At 38.3% G+C, this 19856-nt stretch carries 16 protein-coding genes and 1 pseudogene; 13 read left to right on the forward strand and 4 right to left on the reverse strand.

The genetic code is table 11. The features are described from left to right. Together ABI367_RS15880 and ABI367_RS15885 are read left to right on the forward strand one after the other, a co-directional pair. Window positions 1-269: pseudogene (locus tag ABI367_RS15880) on the forward strand (ABC transporter ATP-binding protein); the annotation flags it as partial. Next, the gene (locus ABI367_RS15885; RefSeq protein WP_462227815.1) at window positions 259-2019 is read left to right on the forward strand and encodes an ABC transporter ATP-binding protein; all 1761 of its coding nucleotides are present in this window, start codon (window positions 259-261) and stop codon (window positions 2017-2019) included. The pseudogene ABI367_RS15880 and the gene ABI367_RS15885, both read left to right, overlap by 11 nt. Before the next feature lie 4 nt (window positions 2020-2023). Here the strand turns inward: ABI367_RS15885 and ABI367_RS15890 are convergent, their stop codons facing one another. Continuing rightward, the gene (locus tag ABI367_RS15890) at window positions 2024-4183 is read right to left on the reverse strand and encodes a sensor histidine kinase (RefSeq protein WP_462227816.1); all 2160 of its coding nucleotides are present in this window, start codon (window positions 4181-4183) and stop codon (window positions 2024-2026) included. 100 nt (window positions 4184-4283) lie between these two features. On the opposite strand from ABI367_RS15890, the gene ABI367_RS15895 reads away from it, so the two are divergent. The 3 genes from ABI367_RS15895 (at window position 4284) to ABI367_RS15905 (ending at window position 9527) form a co-directional block, all read left to right on the forward strand. Next, a complete protein-coding gene (locus tag ABI367_RS15895; protein ID WP_462227817.1) occupies window positions 4284-4733 on the forward strand; it encodes a response regulator in 450 nt (149 codons plus the stop codon). A 196-nt stretch (window positions 4734-4929) separates the two neighbouring features. Further along, complete coding sequence (locus ABI367_RS15900; protein WP_462258100.1) at window positions 4930-8412, forward strand: PKD domain-containing protein; 3483 nt, start codon at window positions 4930-4932, stop codon at window positions 8410-8412. A gap of 104 nt (window positions 8413-8516) precedes the next feature. After that, window positions 8517-9527 carry a PorP/SprF family type IX secretion system membrane protein gene (locus tag ABI367_RS15905; protein WP_462227819.1) on the forward strand — a complete coding sequence of 337 codons (1011 nt, stop codon included), beginning with the start codon at window positions 8517-8519 and terminating at the stop codon, window positions 9525-9527. A 12-nt stretch (window positions 9528-9539) separates the two neighbouring features. Here ABI367_RS15905 and rpoN read toward each other — a convergent pair whose 3' ends face one another. Continuing rightward, the gene (rpoN, locus tag ABI367_RS15910) at window positions 9540-11015 is read right to left on the reverse strand and encodes an RNA polymerase factor sigma-54 (RefSeq protein WP_462227820.1); all 1476 of its coding nucleotides are present in this window, start codon (window positions 11013-11015) and stop codon (window positions 9540-9542) included. 155 nt (window positions 11016-11170) lie between these two features. Here rpoN and mscL point away from each other — a divergent pair, with 155 nt between their 5' ends. The 5 genes from mscL to tsaB all read left to right on the forward strand — a co-directional run bounded on the left by mscL (window position 11171) and on the right by tsaB (window position 13272). After that, window positions 11171-11563 carry a large-conductance mechanosensitive channel protein MscL gene (mscL, locus tag ABI367_RS15915; protein ID WP_462227821.1) on the forward strand — a complete coding sequence of 131 codons (393 nt, stop codon included), beginning with the start codon at window positions 11171-11173 and terminating at the stop codon, window positions 11561-11563. 146 nt (window positions 11564-11709) lie between these two features. After that, window positions 11710-11868 carry a 50S ribosomal protein L34 gene (rpmH, locus tag ABI367_RS15920; protein WP_157526498.1) on the forward strand — a complete coding sequence of 53 codons (159 nt, stop codon included), beginning with the start codon at window positions 11710-11712 and terminating at the stop codon, window positions 11866-11868. A gap of 89 nt (window positions 11869-11957) precedes the next feature. After that, entirely contained in the window at window positions 11958-12341 is a 384-nt protein-coding gene (gene rnpA, locus ABI367_RS15925) for a ribonuclease P protein component (RefSeq protein ID WP_462227822.1), read from the forward strand. After that, window positions 12338-12580, forward strand: a complete 243-nt coding sequence (yidD, locus tag ABI367_RS15930; RefSeq protein WP_462227824.1) for a membrane protein insertion efficiency factor YidD — start codon at window positions 12338-12340, stop codon at window positions 12578-12580. Before rnpA ends, yidD begins: the two co-directional genes overlap by 4 nt. A 5-nt stretch (window positions 12581-12585) precedes the next feature. Further along, complete coding sequence (tsaB, locus tag ABI367_RS15935) at window positions 12586-13272, forward strand: tRNA (adenosine(37)-N6)-threonylcarbamoyltransferase complex dimerization subunit type 1 TsaB (RefSeq protein WP_462227825.1); 687 nt, start codon at window positions 12586-12588, stop codon at window positions 13270-13272. Here tsaB and ABI367_RS15940 read toward each other — a convergent pair. Continuing rightward, the gene (locus ABI367_RS15940; protein ID WP_462227826.1) at window positions 13269-14720 is read right to left on the reverse strand and encodes a DUF5723 family protein; all 1452 of its coding nucleotides are present in this window, start codon (window positions 14718-14720) and stop codon (window positions 13269-13271) included. The genes tsaB and ABI367_RS15940 overlap by 4 nt on opposite strands. Before the next feature lie 98 nt (window positions 14721-14818). Then, window positions 14819-16408 (reverse strand): hypothetical protein, encoded by a 1590-nt coding sequence (locus ABI367_RS15945; RefSeq protein WP_462227827.1) that lies wholly within the window; start codon window positions 16406-16408, stop codon window positions 14819-14821. A 92-nt stretch (window positions 16409-16500) separates the two neighbouring features. On the opposite strand from ABI367_RS15945, the gene ABI367_RS15950 reads away from it, so the two are divergent. The 3 genes from ABI367_RS15950 to ABI367_RS15960 form a co-directional block, all read left to right on the forward strand. Then, the gene (locus ABI367_RS15950) at window positions 16501-16893 is read left to right on the forward strand and encodes a DUF423 domain-containing protein (protein WP_462227828.1); all 393 of its coding nucleotides are present in this window, start codon (window positions 16501-16503) and stop codon (window positions 16891-16893) included. A 6-nt stretch (window positions 16894-16899) separates the two neighbouring features. After that, window positions 16900-19386 carry a replication restart helicase PriA gene (priA, locus tag ABI367_RS15955; RefSeq protein WP_462227829.1) on the forward strand — a complete coding sequence of 829 codons (2487 nt, stop codon included), beginning with the start codon at window positions 16900-16902 and terminating at the stop codon, window positions 19384-19386. A 47-nt stretch (window positions 19387-19433) separates the two neighbouring features. Continuing rightward, window positions 19434-19856 (forward strand): hypothetical protein (locus ABI367_RS15960; protein ID WP_462227830.1); only part of this gene is annotated, 423 nt, incomplete at its 3' end.

Genomic DNA, 19856 nt, shown 5'->3' on the forward strand with positions numbered 1-19856 from the left:
CGAAGGTTTTGTTGCTGGATGATTTTACGGCACGGGTTGATGGTAATACCGAAAGGAAGATATTAACCAATATCCAAAAAAACTATCCAGAACTGACGTTGATATCAGTCACCCAAAAGATTGCATCAATTGAACATTACGACCAGATAATATTATTAATGCAGGGTGAGATTATAGCAAGTGGTAAGCATGAAGATTTGATGCACAGCAGTCCCGAATATGTTCAAATATTTAATTCACAACAAAGCACCAGCAACTATGAATTATAATTTGAACAATACTACCGCCGAGGGACAAAAAACATCCACCTTAGCGGGGCTTAAAAAACTATTACAGCTTATAGCGCACGAGCGGCCTAAATTATTGCTTGCATTGGGCGCTATATTAACTAATTCAACACTTAACCTGCTTGGCCCTTTTATTATAGGTCATACTATTGATAAGTATGTGGTTACCAAACAATATCATGGTGTGCTGGTATATGCAGGTATTTTGCTGGGTATGTACATAATTGCTTTGTTTACCAGTTATAATCAAACCCAATTAATGGGCGGGGTAGGGCAACGTATGTTATTTACTTTACGCAATGCCATTTTTAACAAATTGCAGCAACTGCCCGTAGCATTTTTTAATCAAAATAAAGCCGGCGATCTGATATCAAGGGTTAACAATGATACTGATAAAATAAACCAGTTCTTTTCGCAATCATTAATGCAGTTTATAGGTAGTATAGCTACCATGACGGGTGCGGGCATATTTTTATTGGTTATTCATCCCGTGCTCGGCGCTGCCGCCCTTGTACCCGGATTGTTGATATTGATATTTACTACCATCGTATCTCCGTGGGTGAAAAAAACCAATGCCCGAAACTTAAAAAGTGTTGGTGGCATGAGCGGCGAGATACAGGAAAGCCTTAATAATTTTAAGGTTATAATAGCTTTTAACCGTCGCGATTATTTCAGAAAGCGGTTTGATGGAGCTAATCAGAAAAACTATAAAACTGCTATTGGAGCCGGGTTAGCTAATAATGTTTTTATGCCGGTTTATACTTTGTTTTCGAGCATAGCACAGTTAATTGTTTTGGCTTATGGTATTTATTTGATCAGTACAGGCGAGTTTACCATAGGTTTGCTGGTGAGCTATTTATCATACGCAACCAATTTTTATAACCCATTGCGGCAATTGGCATCGTTATGGGCCAATTTCCAGGTGGCTATGGCGGGTTGGGACAGGATATCGCATATATTAGCTATGGAAGGCAATATGCCTGTTATTGCGGCTAAAAATGAAGAAGGATCGGCTGATGATCTGTTAGAATTTAAAAATGTACATTTTGGGTATGATGAAAAAGAAATATTGCATAATGTAAGCTTTAAAATGGAGCGCGGTAAAACGTATGCGCTGGTAGGGCCTACAGGCGGCGGTAAAACCACCACCGCATCATTAATTGCACGTTTATATGACCCAAATAAAGGTGAGGTATTATTAAACGGACGGGATATAAGAAGCTATAATTCAGAAGAGCGCAGCAAAAAAATAGGCTTTATTTTACAAGAACCATTTTTATTTACCGGTACAATAAAGGATAATATTTTATATGGCAATGAACAGTATATTAATTATACAAACCAACAACTGGAACAGGTTATACATGATGCTAATTTGAGTGATCTAATGGCCATGTTTGATAATGGATTGGAGACCGAGGTTACATCAGGAGGGGATAGCATTAGCCTGGGACAAAAGCAGTTAATAGCTTTTATGCGTGCAGTTTTGCGCAACCCCGAATTGTTAATATTAGATGAAGCCACCGCGAACATTGATACAATTACCGAAAAGCTTTTGGGTGATATATTAAATAATTTGCCCAAAACCACCACCCGTGTTATTATAGCCCACCGGTTAAATACTATTGAGAATGCGGATGAAATATATTTTGTTAATTCGGGTGAGGTTAACCGGGCAGGTTCATTAACAGACGCTATGGATATGCTTATGAAGGGTAAACGGGTTAGCTAATAAATTAGTCAGCAACAGTTTCGGTCAGTAAATTTTTAGGCAGGGTAACTAAAAACGTTGTTCCAACGCCGGGAGTTGATTGTATATCAATAGTGCCCTTATGTTTTTCAATAATACCAAACACAATTGACAGGCCCAGGCCGGTGCCTTGGCCAATCTCTTTAGTTGTAAAAAACGGTTCAAATACACGTTGCTTTGTTTCAATGGCCATGCCAATACCAGTGTCAGTAATTTCTATGGAAATATGATCAGGCAAGTTTTTGCTTATTATAATAATGCTTTCATTAGCATGGTGCTTTTTAGCCTTTATAGCCTGTATGCTGTTATCCACCAAATTAACCAACATCTGGTCAATTTTACCCTGATAACAATTTAATGGTTCCAGTTTATCTAATACAGGCTTTATCTCAATATAGTGCGGTATTGAACTTCTTAAAAGTATTAAAGTATTTAATATAGCCGAGTTAATATTAGCCGGCTTTAAAACCAATTTATCCATCCTGCTAAACGTGCGCAGGCTTTTTACAATTTCGGTTGTGCGGTTGGCACCATCTTCAATGCCATTAAGCAATGCTTTTATTTCTTCTTTAATAAATTCGGGATCAATTTTTTTCTTGTAATCCAGTACTGCGTTTAATAGCTCGGTATTATCCGGTTCATTGATCGCATCGTCGTATTTACCTATTAGTTCAAATAGTTCATCAAAATCCAGCCGCAAAGGCGAAACATTGGCATTTACAAAATTTATCGGGTTGTTAATTTCATGAGCTACGCCGGCGGTAAGCTGACCTAATGAGGCCATTTTTTCAGTCTCAACCAACTGGTTTTGGGCCGATTGTAAATTTTCAATAGTTACAGAAAGATTTTGGTTGGTTTCAATTAACTCCTGTGTGCGTTCCTTTACTTTATTTTCCAATATAATATTCTGCCCGGTTATTAACCGCTCATTTTCTTTGGCAATTTTGAGGGCGGCAAGCTGAGCTTCTTCATTTTGCTGGCGATAAAAATTTATTTTATCGGCCAGTGCTGTAGAAAATAGTACCAGTTCAACAATGGCGGTATGTATTAAAATATTAGCCGTTACATAGTTGTATGGTAAAATACCTTTATTGCGGCCAAATGATACCAATATGGCTATCAATGAAAGTCCCCAGCCTATTAAAAAAAATTTGGCAGGTTTAAAGCCTTTAATATAAAGCGAGCAGCCGATATACAACAAGACTAATGATACAATAAAAAGATTAATTGAAGATAATGTGTAGGCTATTGAAGGCCGATTTATTAACACGGCAATTAACGGTAGCGTATACAATGCATATAAGCATAGGTAGCTTTTATAATAGGGTTGGAAGTTTTGCCTTAGCTGTAAAAATTCATCAGCAAACAATAGTATTGAAAAGCCAAAAAATACCCTTACTAACGGGAAAACATATTCGTTAAGTACAACTTTATCGGTAGAAAATAAACCGCTGCCGTAACCTAATAGCAAAATTTGCGACAGCCCGAGAAATACAATATATACTACATAATACAGATAACTTTTATCTCCAACGGAGGCAAAGAGCATTAAATTATATAGCGCCATTATTAAAAATATACCAATTATGGCACCATCAATAAGTTTATTTATTTCGCCATTTTCAATAAATTCATCATAGCTATGTATTTCAATAGGGATTACTGACGAATTTTTGCTTTTTACCCGGATAAATAAAGTTTCATTGGCAAAAGGGGTTATCGGCCAATTAATTGCAGTTGCAGTTTGTGTAAGAATACTTTTATTTTTTTTGAACTGCTGTGACGACAAATGTATTAATTGATTATTAACGGGACTTTGATAATACACATCAAAATCGTCAATTATACTTTGGCCTATGGTTATTGGTACAATCGGCGACAATGTGTTGTTATATAAATTAAATTTGATCCAGGTTACTGATTTTGAGTATTTTAGTTTAGGCAGAGTAGAGGTAACCGTATGGAATTTTTTGCTTTGAAAAATAGTATTAACTGTAAAACTGTTATTTGGCTCATCCAACTCTACGAAATATTGACTGGTTAGATACTTGGAATCAGACTGGTTAATTACAAGTGTATCGATTTTTGCGGCAAACGTTATGGTGGTTTGTAAAATAAGATATAAGATTATATATATTTTTTTCATTTTTACACACTGGGTTTATCGGTAATATTTGAATATAAAAGTGCGTAAAAATCATTTGATTTTTAATTCAATATATTACGCTTTTTAAAAGTAACAAATTATGGCAATAGGTGTATTGTATGTTGATGATGAAATAAACAATTTAAATAGTTTTAAAGCAGCCTTTAGGCGTTATTTTGAAATATATACAGCAAGTTCGGCAAAAGAGGGGAGAAAGATATTAGATAGCTATGAAATTGGCGTAATAATAACTGACCAGCGTATGCCGGGAATGACGGGCATTGAGTTTTTAGAATCAATACTGTCAATATATCCCGACACCATAAGGATATTACTAACCGGATTTTCGGATATCAACGCCGTAATGGATGCTATAAACCGCGGGCAGGTTTATAAGTACCTGGTTAAGCCATGGCAAAATGATGAGTTGAAAATGTATATTGAAAACGCCCTCGAAATATATAACCTGCGTAAAGAGAATAAAGAACTTGCCCGTAAATTGCAATTGGCTAATTTGGAATTGGAGCGGCTTTACCAGCAAAAAAAATAATCTTTTAATCCTGTTCTAATATAAAGCTATGTATATTCGTAACAGCTAATTTACATGGTAGCTACCCTAAATTAATACTATTAATAAATTGAGATCAATATTTGGTGTTGTTGCAGCGCTATTGCTGTGCTTGTGTTTTTTTAACGGCTATTCGCAAGGAACAAGCAATAAGGGAACAGAGTTTTGGACTACCTATATGGATCACATAGCCGGAGCTGGTACGGGTAGTGGTAGCAGTAGTATGGTATTGTATATCACCTCTGATATATCTACAACTGGTAGTGTTGATGTTGCCGATGGCACTTCTTCTCAACCCTTTACTGTTACTGCTAACCAGGTTAAAATTGTAACTATTCCATCAAGCACCTATTTGGGCAATAGTAGCACAATAGTTAAGAAGGGTATTCATATAACTTCTAAAGATCCCATAGCGGTTTACGCCCATATTTATGCTTCAAGTGTATCCGGTGCTACGTTGTTGTTTCCGGTTAATGCTATGGGTAAAACCTATGTGTCGCTTAACTATACTCAAATTTCAAATGAATCACCCTCTTATTCTGAATTTGCAGTTATTGGTACGGAGGATAACACAACGGTATCCATTACCCCCTCTGTAAACTTAATAGATGGGCATAATGCAGGGGTGGCTTTTACTATCCCTCTAAATAAGGGTGAGGTTTATCAGGGATTGGCTAACAATCAGGATTTAACTGGCACCAAAATACAATCTATAAGTACATCTATCGGTATTTGTAAAAAGATCGCCGTTTTTTCAGGAAGCAATAAGATAAGTATCACCTGTAGTGAAGATCCTACCAAACCAGCTACATCTGATAACTTGTTTCAGCAGGTATATCCAACATCTGCATGGGGTAAAAACTATATTACCGCGCCGTTGCAGTCGAGAGGTTTTGATATTTATCGGGTTGTTTTAAGCGACCCTAATACGAATGTAACTATTAATGGAACAGCTATAGCTGCCTCGCAATTTACATCAGGATATTATGAGTTTAAATCAACTGTAACTAATGTTATTTCTGCCGATAAGGCGATACAAGTTGTTCAATATTCGCCATCGCAGCGTCAGGGACTAAACAGTTCAGGTGGCTGCTCCACTTTGCCAAATGATGTTGGCGACCCTGAAATGATTTATTTAAGCCCTATTGAGCAGGGGCTTGACCATGTTACCCTGTATTCTTCAGGGTATTTTGCCATAAAGCAAAGTTATATAAATGTTGTAATACCAACCAGTGCGGTAGCGTCATTTACAGTGGATGGCTCTTCTTCCGACGTAAATAAAATTCCATACGCCTCATATTTTTCCTCGATACCCAATTCTAATTACTCTTACGCGCAAATACCCGTTACTTCCGGGCCACCACCAGGAGTGACTATAGCAACAGCGGGTACGCATAACATTAAAGCGTCACAACCTTTTAATGCAATCGCTTACGGTTTTGGTCCGCAGGAATCATACGGCTATGCCGCTGGTACCAACTTGCAGGATCTTACAGAATACGTACGGTTTCAAAATCCGCAAAACAATAATTTTCAAACCTCAGGCTGCGCCGGCATTAATTATAAATTGCAGGTAACCATACCTTACCCAACAACAAATATTGCATGGAAAGTGGATGGCATATTAGCTTATACTGATATTGCGCCTATACCCATATCGCAAAAAGTACAGGGTACACAAACTTTGTATACTTATGAATATCCCAACATGGTAAATTACCCTACAGGGAGCCATATCATTATAGCCACGGTATTTAATCCAGTTGCTGATGATTGTGGAAACAATGTTGATATAAACTATAACTTTGATATAACAGCACCGCCCACAGGTGACTTTACAGTCTCTGCAAATACCTGTTTAGGCGATACCACTAAATTTACTGATGCTACTGTATTTGCAGCCGGTAACTATGCTAAATCATGGCAATGGGATTTTGGCGACGGGCAAACTTCAACCCTGCAAAACCCTAACCACGTTTATACTACATCCGGCAATTACACTATAGGTTTAACAATTACCGATAATAATGGCTGTAGTTCTATTGTTACCAAAACCACGCATATAGCTACATCACCAATAGCTCACTTTACATTATCAACACCTGATTGTGCCGGGCAAAATGTTACTTTTACCAATAACTCAACAGCAACAGACGGTACCATAGTAAGTTGGGCATGGGATTATGGCGATGGTACAAATGCAACCCTTACCAACGGCCAGCCGTTTACACATGTTTATGCCAATGCCGGTAATTATAATGCTACATTAATAGTTACCACTGATAAGGGATGTTCAAGCACTGTATTTACACAAGCTATAACAGTTAACCCGGTACCCTTAGTTGATTTTACCTTACCTGATGTGTGCCTGGATGATGCCTTCGCCCTGTTTACAAATAAAACTACGATAGCAGATAATTCTACACTTACATATTCATGGGATTTTGGCGATGCTGCCAGGGCAACAGCGGCTAATCCAAATACATCAACATCAGTAAATCCGCAACATAAATACTTAGCTGCCGGTAATTATACGGTTACCTTAACGGTTACCTCAGCTTCGGGGTGTGTTACTACAAAAAGCCAACCCTTTACCGTAAACGGTTCAATACCTAAGGCCGAATTTTCTTACCCTGCCAATATATGCAGCAGTGATGATGTGGTTTTTACTAACCAGTCAACGGTTACTTTTGGCAACTTTACCAAAATTGTTTGGTATTATGATTTCAATGGAAATCCGGGTATTTCAGAAACATTTACCTCAGCCAACATGCCCGCCGATGGGAAATTTATGCATAATTACGGCCTGTTTAGCACCCCTTTACAAAAAAATTATCAGGTAAAAATGGTGGTTTACTCCGGTGAAACCTGTGTAAACGAGGTTAGTCATACTATAACGGTTAATGCAAACCCGGTTATTACCTTAAACCCTGCAAGTTCAATAGCCCTTTGCCAGTCGGACTCGCCATTGCAAATAGCTGAGAATACGAATGGTTTTGTAGGTACGGGCGTGTTTACAGGTACAGGGGTATCGACAACAGGTTTGTTTGATCCTGCAAAATCAGGACCGGGTACCTTTACTATTAATTATTTATTTACTTCGTCAAGCACCGGCTGCACCTATGCCACCAGCTTGCAAATTACGGTTAACCCAACGCCGGTAATTACCCTTGCGGCAGATGCTCAACTGTTACAAGGCGGGCAAATAACCTTAAATGCTACGGCCACTGTATCGTCGGGTACGCTTACCTATAAATGGTCGCCCTCAACCGGGCTTAGCCGCGATGACATATTAAACCCAATTGCCAGCCCAACCGACGATATTACTTATACACTCCTTGTTACATCAGATAAATTTTGCAGTGCCGCGGCAAAAATAGCCATTACGGTATTAAAAGACCCGGTAGTGAATAACACATTTACACCTAATGGCGATGGCATTAATGATACCTGGACCATTAAATACCTTGACCAATACCCCAAAGCCACAGTTGAAATATTTAACAGGTTGGGGGCAAAAGTTTATTTTTCAAACGGCTATCCAACCCCGTGGGATGGAAAATATAAAGGAAGTGATTTACCCGCCGGAGTATATTATTATATTATTAATCCTAACAGCGGCCGAAAGGCAATATCGGGTTATATATCTATTATACGATAAATGTAGTTGTAGTGTAGCCGAATAAAATTATATTCGTAAAATTTTTTATTTTAGGACCTGATACATTAAACCTTATTAATTACACGGGGCCTGCTGTTTTTGTAATGAAGAGACTTTTATTTTATATACTAATTTTATTCTTTGTACATATTGCAGCTGCGCAGCAACGCCCGCAGTATACGCAATATGTTTTTAATAATTTTCTTTTAAACCCTGCGGTAACAGGTATTGAAAACTATACCGATGTTAAGGCCGGCTACCGCAGCCAATGGACGGGTTTAAACGGTGCACCGGTAACAAGTTACCTAACCATTAACGCGCCATTGGGCAGGGAGTTTATTGAGGGCAGCGCCAACTCCTTTTCGGCTGGGGGCGGAGAAAACCCCAACAGTAGGTTGTACACACAAGATTATATGGCTGCTGCCCCTCACCATGGTATAGGTGCAATGGTAGTTACTGATAAAGCCGGACCAATTACAACAACTAATTTTGATGCAACCTATGCCTATCATTTAGGACTTACTGACAGGTTAAATTTATCAGTTGGCGTTGCAGCCGGTTTTATGCGTACAAACTTAAATACTTCCGAAATAACCCTCGAAACGGCACTTGATCCGGCTATAGCCAACGGTAATAATGGCCAGTTTCATCCCGATTTGGGTTTAGGTATGTGGTTGTATTCATCAAATTATTATTTCGGTATATCCGCCCAGCAAATATTACCTCAAAGTCTGTATTTAAAATCAACATCAATTGATGTGATTAAAACAGTACCGCATTATTTTTTTACTGCAGGTGTAAAGCTGTTTGTTTCTGACGATATAACCCTGATGCCTTCTGTTTTGGTAAAACAAATAAAGCCCGTTCCGTTAACTTATGATGTTAATATGAAATTGGCATTCAGAGATAATTTTTGGATAGGAGGGTCATACCGGCATGGTGATTCATTTGGTGCCATGACAGGGTTTTATTTAAACTCGTTCCTCAACGTGGGGTATTCTTATGATATAACCACATCTGCTTTAAACACCGTTAGCAGCGGCACGCACGAACTGGTGATAGGTATTTTATTAAACAACAGATATAAAGTTACCTGCCCAAGGTATGGGTTTTAGCCCCCGGGTGGGTTAAACTTCCTTACGCAATCTTGCTACCGGGATGTTCATTTGTTCGCGGTATTTGGCTACCGTTCTGCGGGCAATATTGTACCCTGCGTCTTTTAATATTTCGGTAAGTTTTTCGTCGGCCAGGGGGTGGCGCTTATCTTCCTTGCCTATGTTTTCTTCCAGTATTTTTTTAACTTCTTTATTTGATACCTCTTCGCCGCTCTCGGTTTGTATAGCTTCGGAGAAGAATGATTTAAGCAGGAATGTACCAAACTCAGTTTGAACATATTTTGAATTGGCAACCCTTGATACGGTTGATATATCCATGCCTATTTTATCGGCAATGTCTTTTAATATCATGGGCTTAAGGTTCCGGTCATCGCCTGTTAAAAAAAACTCATATTGGTACTGCATAATTGCATTCATGGTTTTTAACAGGGTTTGCTGGCGCTGCTTAATGGCATCAATAAACCATTTGGCCGAATCAAGTTTCTGCTTTACAAATTGTACGGCCTCTTTTAATTTTTTATCTTTTTGCGATGCCTTATCATAATGCTGAAACATTTCCTGATACGAGCGGCTTACGCGCAGCTCAGGGGCATTTTTGGCATTAAGGGTGAGTATTAACACGCCATCGCTGTTTTTAATATGAAAATCAGGAATAACCTGCATTTGTTTGGTATTCACCTCGCTGGTATCGCCGGGCTTTGGGTTAAGCTTTAATATTTCATTTACCACACCGCGCAACTCTTGCGAGTTCATGTTCAATGATTTTTCAAGCTTATCATAATGCTTACGGGTAAACTCATCCAAATAATGCTCAACAACTAATATAGCTTTGGTTATAATAGGGTCGGTTGTGTCTTTTTTTCGTAGTTGTATCAATAAACACTCTTGCAGGCTGCGTGCCCCAACACCGGCAGGATCAAAGCTTTGTATAACTTTCAACATATCCTCAACCTCTTCATCCTCGGCCATTACATTTTGCGAAAATGCAAGGTCATCAGTAAGTGAGGTGATTGGCCGGCGCAAATAACCATCATCATCCAAACTGCCAATAATTTGTCTGGCTATCCTAAAATCTTTGTCTGATAGTGGCAGCATATCCAGTTGTGCCTGCAAACTCTCAAAAAACGAACTCTGAACCGCGATAGGTATTTCCTTACGCTCTTCATCATCGTCCCCGTTTTGGTCATAACGCGAGCCGTAATCGTTTACGTCATCATCCTGCAGGTAGTCATCTATATTAAACTCTTCCGCTTCGCCCTTTTCTTCATCGCTATTATATACCTCTTCGTCCGGGTCACGGTCAGGATACTGCTCCTCGGGTTCATTAAGGTTAGTTAAACTCAGATCTTCCAGGGCAGGGTTTTCTTCAAGTTCTTCTTTGATACGGGTATCCAATGATACTGTTGGCACCTGCAGCAATTTTATAAATTGTATTTGCTGTGGCGAAAGTTTTTGAAGTAGCTTTTGCTGAAGATTTTGTTTTAACATAGTAAGATGGAGCAAAAATACATCAATTAACCTTAAAACAGAAAATAAGTTGCAGGCGTGTTTTTTATGATTGTAAAATAAAAAAAAGTAAATTTTTTGTTTGTACCGATGTGCGTTTTATTAATAACTTTATAACAAAACAAAATTTATAGGCTATGGCTATTGTTAAAGAATTTAAAGAGTTTGCTATGCGCGGCAATGTGGTTGACCTTGCGGTTGCCGTAGTAATAGGCGGCGCATTTGGTAAAATAGTAAGCTCAATGGTTGATGATATTATTACACCGGCAATCCTTAAACCCGCGCTTAACGCAGCCCATTTAACCAATTTAGCTGAGTTGGTAATACCCGGCACGGCTATTAAATATGGTAATTTTTTGTCGCAGATCATTTCATTTATTATTGTGGCAATAGCTTTATTTGCTATTATTCAAGCAATTAATATTACAAAAAAGAAAGAAGAGGCCGCGCCGGCACCACCGGCTGAGCCAACCAAAGAAGAGCTATTGTTGACTGAAATACGCGATATATTAGCAAAACAAAGAGGTTGATTAGTGAATAGTTGATTGTGTGAGTGGTTGATTTGGAACTACTCATCAAATAAACCTAATCAACTACTCACAATTTTTTGAATTTCTTAAAAAATACACTACATTTGCGCTCTTGTTTTTTTAAACAAAGTATATAACAAACAGTCATGAAAAGAACGTTCCAGCCTTCTCAAAGAAAAAGAAGAAATAAACACGGTTTCCGTGAGCGCATGTCAACTGCCAACGGTAGAAGAATATTAGCAGCCAGAAGAGCCAAAGGCAGAAAAAGATTATCAGTATCTGACGAGCGTCGTCATAAAGCATAAACTGGTTACTGCTGCTCCCTGTACAGGGCGGTTGAACCGGATAATTACCTCCTGGTACCTTTTTAAGGTTACGGTTCATAATTAGCAAAATGTACACTTTTAAAAAAGAAGAACGGTTATGTAATAAAAAGCTTATTGATGGGCTTTATCATAACGGTTCTTCTTTTTTGTGTTATCCTTTTAAAGTTTCCTGGCTTTTTACTGACGAGTCGCAACCGGCTTGTGTGCAGGTTTTATTTGCTGTTTCAAAAAAGCGTTTTAAAAAAGCGGTAGACCGTAACTTATTAAAACGGCGTATGCGCGAAGCGTACAGGTTAAATAAACAACAGCAACTTTATGACTGCCTTACCACAGCCGGAAAAAAAATTGTGCTTTCTGTAAGTTATATCGGCAATGAGATCAACACGTACGATGTAATAGAAAAGAAAATGCAAAAGTTGTTAACCCAGCTTAACAATAAGGTTAACCTATGAAAGCTATTGTGAATATTTTTAAAGCCATAATTGGTGCTTTTTTTATAGTGCTAATAAAGTTATACCAATATTTAATATCGCCGCTTACCGGGGCTTCGTGCAGGTATACGCCTACTTGTTCGCAATATGGTATTGAAGCTATAAAAAAATATGGTGCTTTTAAAGGCGGGTGGCTAACCATAAAACGTATTGCCAGTTGTAACCCCTGGGGTGGGCATGGGCATAACCCTGTACCCTGAAACTTATGAGCTATATATTACAAATTGAAACTGCTACTACTGTATGCTCTGTTGCTTTGGCAAAAAATGGCACATTACTGGCCGTTAAACAACTTGATCAGCGTAATATACATGCCGAAATTATAACGATATATATTGCCGAACTTATTACAGCAGCAGGTATTACTTATAATGACCTTGCCGCAATATCGGTAAGCTGCGGTCCCGGCTCATACACAGGTTTGCGTATAGGGGTATCAACTGCAAAAGGGCTGTGTTATGCCCTGGATAAGCCGCTGATTGCCATTGAAACCTTAGATGCAATGGCTGACGGTGTTATTGAAAACCAGCTTGTAGATAGCAATACCTTGCTTTGCCCCATGATAGATGCCCGGCGCATGGAAGTATACACCGCGTTATTTGATGGTGCTGGTAATAAAATTAAGGCTACATCTGCTGATATTATTGATGAAAACAGTTTTAACGAACAATTAAAGACCAACAAAATTTTATTTTTTGGTGATGGTGCCGACAAATGTAAAGCTGTTTTTAGCAATAATGCTAACGCGGTTTTTTTAGAAGGGTATATTAATTCTGCAGCGCATCTTACCAAAAAGTCGGACGAGAAATTTAATAAAAAGGATTTTGAAGATGTGGCTTATTTTGAGCCGTATTATTTAAAAGATTTTTTTGTAGCTAAAAAGCAGGCCTAATAGTTTTTATCTTTTTTAAATATCTTTTCATATAGCCTCCCTAAAAAGCCTTTTTCGCCGTTAGGTACATAGCTGGCATCCATCGGCGATTCTATTAAATTGCCAAATTTTAAAGAGAAACCTATAAAAAAACTTGTCCCCGAGTACCGCCCCGGAACTGCCGGTGTTACATAATTGCTGCCTTGAATAGCATCCTTAGCAAAACGAACACTTTGGTATAAAGCATCGCTGCCTATAAAAAATTCGCTGTTGGGCGTTTTTATCATAAACTGCCCACCTACGCCAAACATTTTCAAATCATTATAATATGAACTAAGGGTAACTACATATTTTTCATACTGCACGGGTGCAACCAGTGCTCCGGTTAGCCCCTGATAAAATAATTCTTTAGAAATAATAACGGTAGGAGAAAATTTGACTGATCGTTCATAGTCGAGCCAATAATCTTTATTAACACTCACTTCGGCCAACCCGTTTATAGGGAAATAAAATCCCCGGTTAACCTCATTTCCACCCGTAATGGTACTTAGTTTATCACTAACTGTATTTTCACTGGCAAAAGTTGGAGACATTGATATCTGTGCCGTATCTCTGCTAAAATAAGATACTTTAGAAATTTTATTAGACCAATGTATAAACCCAAGGTCTTTTATATTAAACTGAAAGTTATAGGCATCCTCGTTTTTGTAAGTTGCACCCAAACTAATAGATGCCCCGGGATTAGTAAAGGCTAAACCCATTCCCTGCACAATAGTGCTTGTATTGCCTAAGCCGCCAGTATATTTTATGCCTGATAATGAGAATGTTGCCATGTTATTTGGCTTGTCAAGGCTTAGTTGAGAGTTAAATATTGAATATTTTTGAAAGTCTACGCCTGATAATAAACTGAATTTTACACCCAAAGCTAATCGTGGGGTAACCTGTTCGCGAAAAGTTACGCCAATTTGATGATATACCTGCGAGTAGTAGCGGTCATTAAATGCATCGTCATAAATATTATTAGCAAACTTATCACTGCCGCCAAATAAGGCCAATGTTTCGTTACTGATTATGCTTTTTGCCTCAAAATTAGTCTTTATAAAAAAACCCAGTTCGCGGTTGCCGGTTGGGTTAGTATAAACTTTCAGCATTAAAATATAGTCGCTGCCGTTTGCGTTAAGATAGTTATAACGGTCATTGCCGGTTGTTAAACCGGTTGTGTTATAAATGCCGGTAAATATTCTGCTTTTTAGTGCCGATTGCCCTTCGCCACTCAAAAAAACGTTGCCGCTAAAATTCGGCACAAAAAAATTGGAGGCAAACTGCCTGCTCGAATCAGGAATAAAAGACCTTTGTGAAGGGTTCTCAAAAGAATCATACAGTGTGCCTGTATTGTATTGAGAAAATCGCTGGCTAAAAGCCTTAATTGTTATAAAAAGCAAGCAGCTAACAAGTAAAACTTTCTTCATTTATAGTAATAACCCAAATGTGTGTAAATGCCTAAAGATAAAATTTCAAATTAATTTAATGAAAATATATTCATGTTATGTCGGATAAAAATGAAATGTTACTTTACAGCAGTGCTATCGGCTTCATCAAGTTTCATACAAACGTTGGTGTAAAATTTTTTATTTGATGCGGTGAGTTGAAACGATACTGCGTAAAAATTTTTCCATCCGGGCGTATTGGTCTCATAAGCATTGTAAAAGTTTTCACTTAAATCTCTTTTAAATAGTGATTGCATGGCTTTTACGTTCATATACCATGATATGTTACTTCTTTCGGTACGCAGGTTGTCAAAATCTTTATACTGTTGCAGCTTGCTTTGGAATTTACGATTGATGTATGAATCGTAATAGCTATTCAATTCTGTAGCGCTATTAGCTAATATTAAATAATTATCTACAATCATAAACCAGGGATGGTTTAAAAAGCTAAATGGATCGCCTAATAAAAAATAAGGAAGTTTGCTATAGTTTAGCTGTCCTATGTTTTCATTGCTCATGCTGGCAATGTTGTACATTATGTTTTTAAGCTTTGATCCGTTTTTTAATAATATTATGGCAAATTTTTCTTCGTAGCGTGTAGTAACCACGGCAAACTCGTTGCCCAAAACCTGGTTAAACTCATTGATGAAATTGATGCCGGTTTCGGTTTTTACCTTGTTGAACAATGAATCTTTTTCATGCTGAAGCCCTGTTTTTACCTGATAGTCCGAAAGGTCTGATTTAAATTGCTGCGGATCAGCAACAGCAAAATTTATGCTATACGCAGTTGTGGAGGGGAAGATGTCTTTTAGTTGATTGGTAACCGGTTGCTGGTTTAAAAAAAGGTTTAAATAACCTGTTGGCTGGTTAGTTTCAATTTGCGAAAACCCATTGAACATTAAGGCATTGCTTTTAAAATTTAAAGTTAAAGCAGCTAATGCCGGTAGGCTTTTAAAACTTTTAAATATATCGGTATTCTTATTCTTAAAAAGCTGGTCAAATAAAGGTTGTAACTGACTGTAATTTATATACAAGTTTGCAAGCGAGTTTGAATTTTGCTGATCGGGTAGTAGCACAAATGCCTGCTTGTGTTTATTGGGTTCATATTGCGCGCGTTGGGTTATCAGTTCATTTGAAAAACTGCCCGAAAATATGCCATCCTCACCATACAGCAAGTAAAATCGTTTTTTTATAATGTTGGAGTAAATGGTATAGCACTTTTTTCCGGCAATAAGTATTGGACTAATTAATAAGCCTGTGTTTTTGTCTTTGGCCAGGTCTTCTAAAGCTGTTGGTTTAAATTTTGAATTAACAGACGCCGTAAGCAACAACTCAACTGTATTGTTTTGTAATGGATGCAGGGATATAAAAATATTTTGTTCGCTAAAAAAAGGCTTCAGGTGTGGGTTCAATAATAATTGCTTACGCAGGGTATCTAATTCGTCCAACGTTTGCCTGCCAACTATTGATGTAAATAACTGGCTATCATTAAAAATATCATAAAAACCCTTGTCGTTGTTAATTTCTAAAATCAGCGCTGCATTTTGCGGTATGCTAAGCATGGTCTCGCGGGTGCGCGGGCCGCTTCTGTCCAGATTTTTAAAGTAAACAACCGTAACCACAATTGCGGTTACAAACAAAATTATAGTTGCTATAATTATTTTTTTCATAATGTTTACGCTGCAAGTTAGATTTTTACTTCCACGCATTCAAGTAATACTTTCAAATGGTTACCTTAGATTTTTTATATCTTTATGTACCTATGAACAAAAGAATAATTATCACCGCGTCTATTTTAGGTATGTTAGCCGTAGTAACCGGGGCCTTTGGTGCACATGGCTTAAAAGCATTAATTACCGCGCCACAATTAGAAGTATGGCACACTGCGGTGCAATATCAATTTTACCATGTTTTCGCGTTATTGTTCCTGTCAACATTCGGACGGTTTAAAAATAGCACCATTGTAGCCAGCTTTTACTTTTTTACTTTTGGCATTGCGCTGTTTTCGGGCTCTTTATATCTGATGTCATGCAAGGATATATTAGGTTTGAGTTCTAATGCTATAAAAATTATAGGGCCGGTTACACCAATTGGCGGTTTGCTGTTTATACTTGGCTGGTTAACCCTGGCATTTGCCGCGTTAAGACATAAATAATTTCTGATGCTCGAATTTTCTGACGTCGACCATATTGATCGTAAAACGCTGTTTGTTGAGGTGGTTTTGCCGTTGGCTATTTCAAAAAACTATACTTATCGTGTGCCTTTTGAAATGAACGATGCCGTACAAGTTGGCAAACGCGTTGTGGTGCAGTTTGGCAAAAGTAAATTATACACGGCTATTATAATCGCGATAGCAGAACAAGCGCCGGAAAAGTATGAGGCTAAATATTTAATTGAAATATTAGACGACCGCCCGGTTGTAACCACAAAGCAACTACAGTTTTGGCAATGGCTGGCCGATTATTATATGTGTAATGCGGGCGAGGTAATGAATGCCGCCCTGCCATCGGCATTAAAACTGGCCAGCGAAACCCTTATTGCTTTAAATAAAGACTTTGAAGTTGATAAAGCAACTTTAAACGATAAGGAGTTTTTAATTGTCGAAGCGTTGGATATTCAACCTGAGCTTACAGTTAGCGATATTGCCAAACTGCTGGGACAAAAAACAGTAATGCCCATACTAAAGCTGCTGTTTGAAAAAAATGTGATTTATATATCTGAGGAAGTAAGCGAGCGTTACAAACCACGCAAGCGAACCTTTATTACTTTAAACCCGTTATACCACGATCAGCAAAATTTAAAGGAGTTGTTTGCCATATTAGAAAAACGTGCACCTAAACAAGCCGACGCGGTATTGGCTTATATTAAACTGGCGCGTCATCAAAAAAGCATATCAAAAAATGAACTGATTGAAGAGAGTGGTGCCGGTACGGCCAGTATAACCTCGTTAATTGAAAAAGAGATATTTATTGCCGAAGAAAAAACAGTAAGCCGTTTGCACGACGAAGATGACGAAGTATACAGTAATTTTAAGCTGAGTGATGAGCAGCAGGAGGTATTAAGTTCCATAACGGAACAGTTTGCAAAAAAAGATGTGGTGCTGCTGCACGGGGTAACTTCATCGGGTAAAACTCAGATATATATCAGGCTGATTGAGGAAATGATAAACCGGGGCAAGCAGGTGCTTTATTTGTTACCCGAAATAGCCCTCACAACCCATATAATTGAACGCCTGCGCCAATATTTTGGCGCCAGCATAGGTGTGTACCATTCCAGGTTTAATGATGCCGAGCGGGTAGAAGTATGGCAAAAAGTGTTAAATAATGAGTATAAGGTGATATTAGGTGCACGGTCATCAGTGTTTTTACCTTTTGCTGACCTGGGCCTGATAGTGGTTGATGAAGAGCATGAAATATCATACAAGCAATTTGACCCTGCACCACGCTATAACGCACGGGATGCGGCCATATTTTTAGCTAATATGCATGGCGGCAAAGTGTTGTTAGGTTCGGCTACGCCATCGTTTGAAAGTTACTTTAATGCCCGAACTCACAAATATGGTTTTGTTGAACTGACCGAGCGTTATGGCGGAGTAGAAATGCCGACCATAGAGGTAGTAAGCATTGCCGAAGAAACCAAGCGCAAAACCATGCAATCGCATTTTACAGGTGTGTTAATGGCCGATATGCAAACTGCACTGGCTAATAAAGAGCAGGTAATATTGTTTCAAAACCGTCGTGGGTATGCACCTGTGCTTTTGTGTAAAATATGTGCTTACACGCCCAAATGTATCAATTGCGATGTAAGCCTTACCTACCATAAGCATACCAATAAACTGCATTGCCATTACTGCGGATATAAAGAGGATATACCGTCTATTTGTCCCGCTTGCGGATCAACCCATTTAGAGTATAAGGGCTTTGGTACGGAGAAAGTTGAAGATGAGCTAACCATACTGTTGCCCGATGCGCGTATAGCACGTATGGATCTGGATACCACCCGTTCGCGTACCTCCTTACAAACTATCCTGAACAATTTGGAGGAAAAAAAGATAGATATTTTAGTAGGTACACAAATGGTTGCCAAAGGGCTTGATTTTGCCGATGTTACCGTTATAGGAATTATTAACGCCGATAGCCTGCTTAAATTTCCTGATTACCGGGCCAACGAGCGCAGCTACCAAATGCTGGCACAAGTAAGCGGCAGGGCAGGGCGCAGGGGTAAGCAAGGCAAAGTGGTAATACAAACCTACGACCCCAATCACCGGGTAATTAAGCAGGTTATTGAAAATAACTATCACGACCTGTACTTTACCGAAATGGAGGAACGTAAAAGCTTTAAGTACCCGCCGTTTTACCGCATCATCAACCTGGATATTAAACATAAGGACCCCGAAATATTATACAATCAATCTGTTTACCTTGGTAATGAATTGCGCAAGCAATTTGGCGACCGGGTTATTGGCCCTGAAACGCCTTTAATAAGCCGCATCCGTAATTATTATATCAAATCTATCATGCTGAAGTTTGAGAAAGACGGCGTATCCATAAACAAAGTAAAAGCTACCCTGCGCGATATTATTACGCAGTTTCAAACTACCAAATTGAGCAAAGGGAGTATTATACAACCGGATGTGGATCCTTACTAACATTTATATGAGTTGCTAATTATTAATTATATTCGTTATCACACAACATGAATATAGATTATTTTTTTCAAGCAGTAGTTTCTTTTTTATTAGCACTTTTTGCAGTCGTACCTGAACTCAAAGCTAACAACTCAAGAGAGGGAGAACAGAGACGGTTTAGGCATGTTGTAATAATTTTTCTAAAAAAACCCTTTGTTAGAATTACATCTCTTATCATTCTCTTTATTTGGTTAGGTTTCATTACAAAAAAAATACAAGACGATAATAATACAGCATCTAACAAAGAATTAGATCGGCGAGATTCTGTTCGTGCATCTTATGATGATGGCTTAAGAACTGCTATAACGTTAGAACTTAAAGGCATGGGATTCAAATATGATTCAATCAAAAGAATTTTAACTCATATTCAAGATAGTTCAAAGCTGGTTAGTCAAGCAAGAGAAAAACCGCTGTTAACTACTGTGATTACT

It is taken from the genome of Mucilaginibacter sp., assembly GCF_039935595.1.
Taxonomy (GTDB): domain Bacteria; phylum Bacteroidota; class Bacteroidia; order Sphingobacteriales; family Sphingobacteriaceae; genus Mucilaginibacter.

Bases quoted from the DNA above. Each gene is read 5' to 3' on its own strand.
- mscL (WP_462227821.1), top strand. From the start codon at position 11,171: ATGGCTATTGTTAAAGAATTTAAAGAGTTTGCTATGCGCGGCAATGTG.
- rpoN (WP_462227820.1), bottom strand. From the start codon at position 11,015: ATGTTAAAACAAAATCTTCAGCAAAAGCTACTTCAAAAACTTTCGCCA.
- rnpA (WP_462227822.1), top strand. From the start codon at position 11,958: ATGTACACTTTTAAAAAAGAAGAACGGTTATGTAATAAAAAGCTTATT.
- rpmH (WP_157526498.1), top strand. From the start codon at position 11,710: ATGAAAAGAACGTTCCAGCCTTCTCAAAGAAAAAGAAGAAATAAACAC.
- ABI367_RS15905 (WP_462227819.1), top strand. From the start codon at position 8,517: ATGAAGAGACTTTTATTTTATATACTAATTTTATTCTTTGTACATATT.
- priA (WP_462227829.1), top strand. From the start codon at position 16,900: ATGCTCGAATTTTCTGACGTCGACCATATTGATCGTAAAACGCTGTTT.
- ABI367_RS15945 (WP_462227827.1), bottom strand. From the start codon at position 16,408: ATGAAAAAAATAATTATAGCAACTATAATTTTGTTTGTAACCGCAATT.
- ABI367_RS15885 (WP_462227815.1), top strand. From the start codon at position 259: ATGAATTATAATTTGAACAATACTACCGCCGAGGGACAAAAAACATCC.
- ABI367_RS15890 (WP_462227816.1), bottom strand. From the start codon at position 4,183: ATGAAAAAAATATATATAATCTTATATCTTATTTTACAAACCACCATA.
- tsaB (WP_462227825.1), top strand. From the start codon at position 12,586: ATGAGCTATATATTACAAATTGAAACTGCTACTACTGTATGCTCTGTT.
- ABI367_RS15950 (WP_462227828.1), top strand. From the start codon at position 16,501: ATGAACAAAAGAATAATTATCACCGCGTCTATTTTAGGTATGTTAGCC.
- ABI367_RS15895 (WP_462227817.1), top strand. From the start codon at position 4,284: ATGGCAATAGGTGTATTGTATGTTGATGATGAAATAAACAATTTAAAT.
- yidD (WP_462227824.1), top strand. From the start codon at position 12,338: ATGAAAGCTATTGTGAATATTTTTAAAGCCATAATTGGTGCTTTTTTT.
- ABI367_RS15940 (WP_462227826.1), bottom strand. From the start codon at position 14,720: ATGAAGAAAGTTTTACTTGTTAGCTGCTTGCTTTTTATAACAATTAAG.
- ABI367_RS15900 (WP_462258100.1), top strand. From the start codon at position 4,930: ATGGATCACATAGCCGGAGCTGGTACGGGTAGTGGTAGCAGTAGTATG.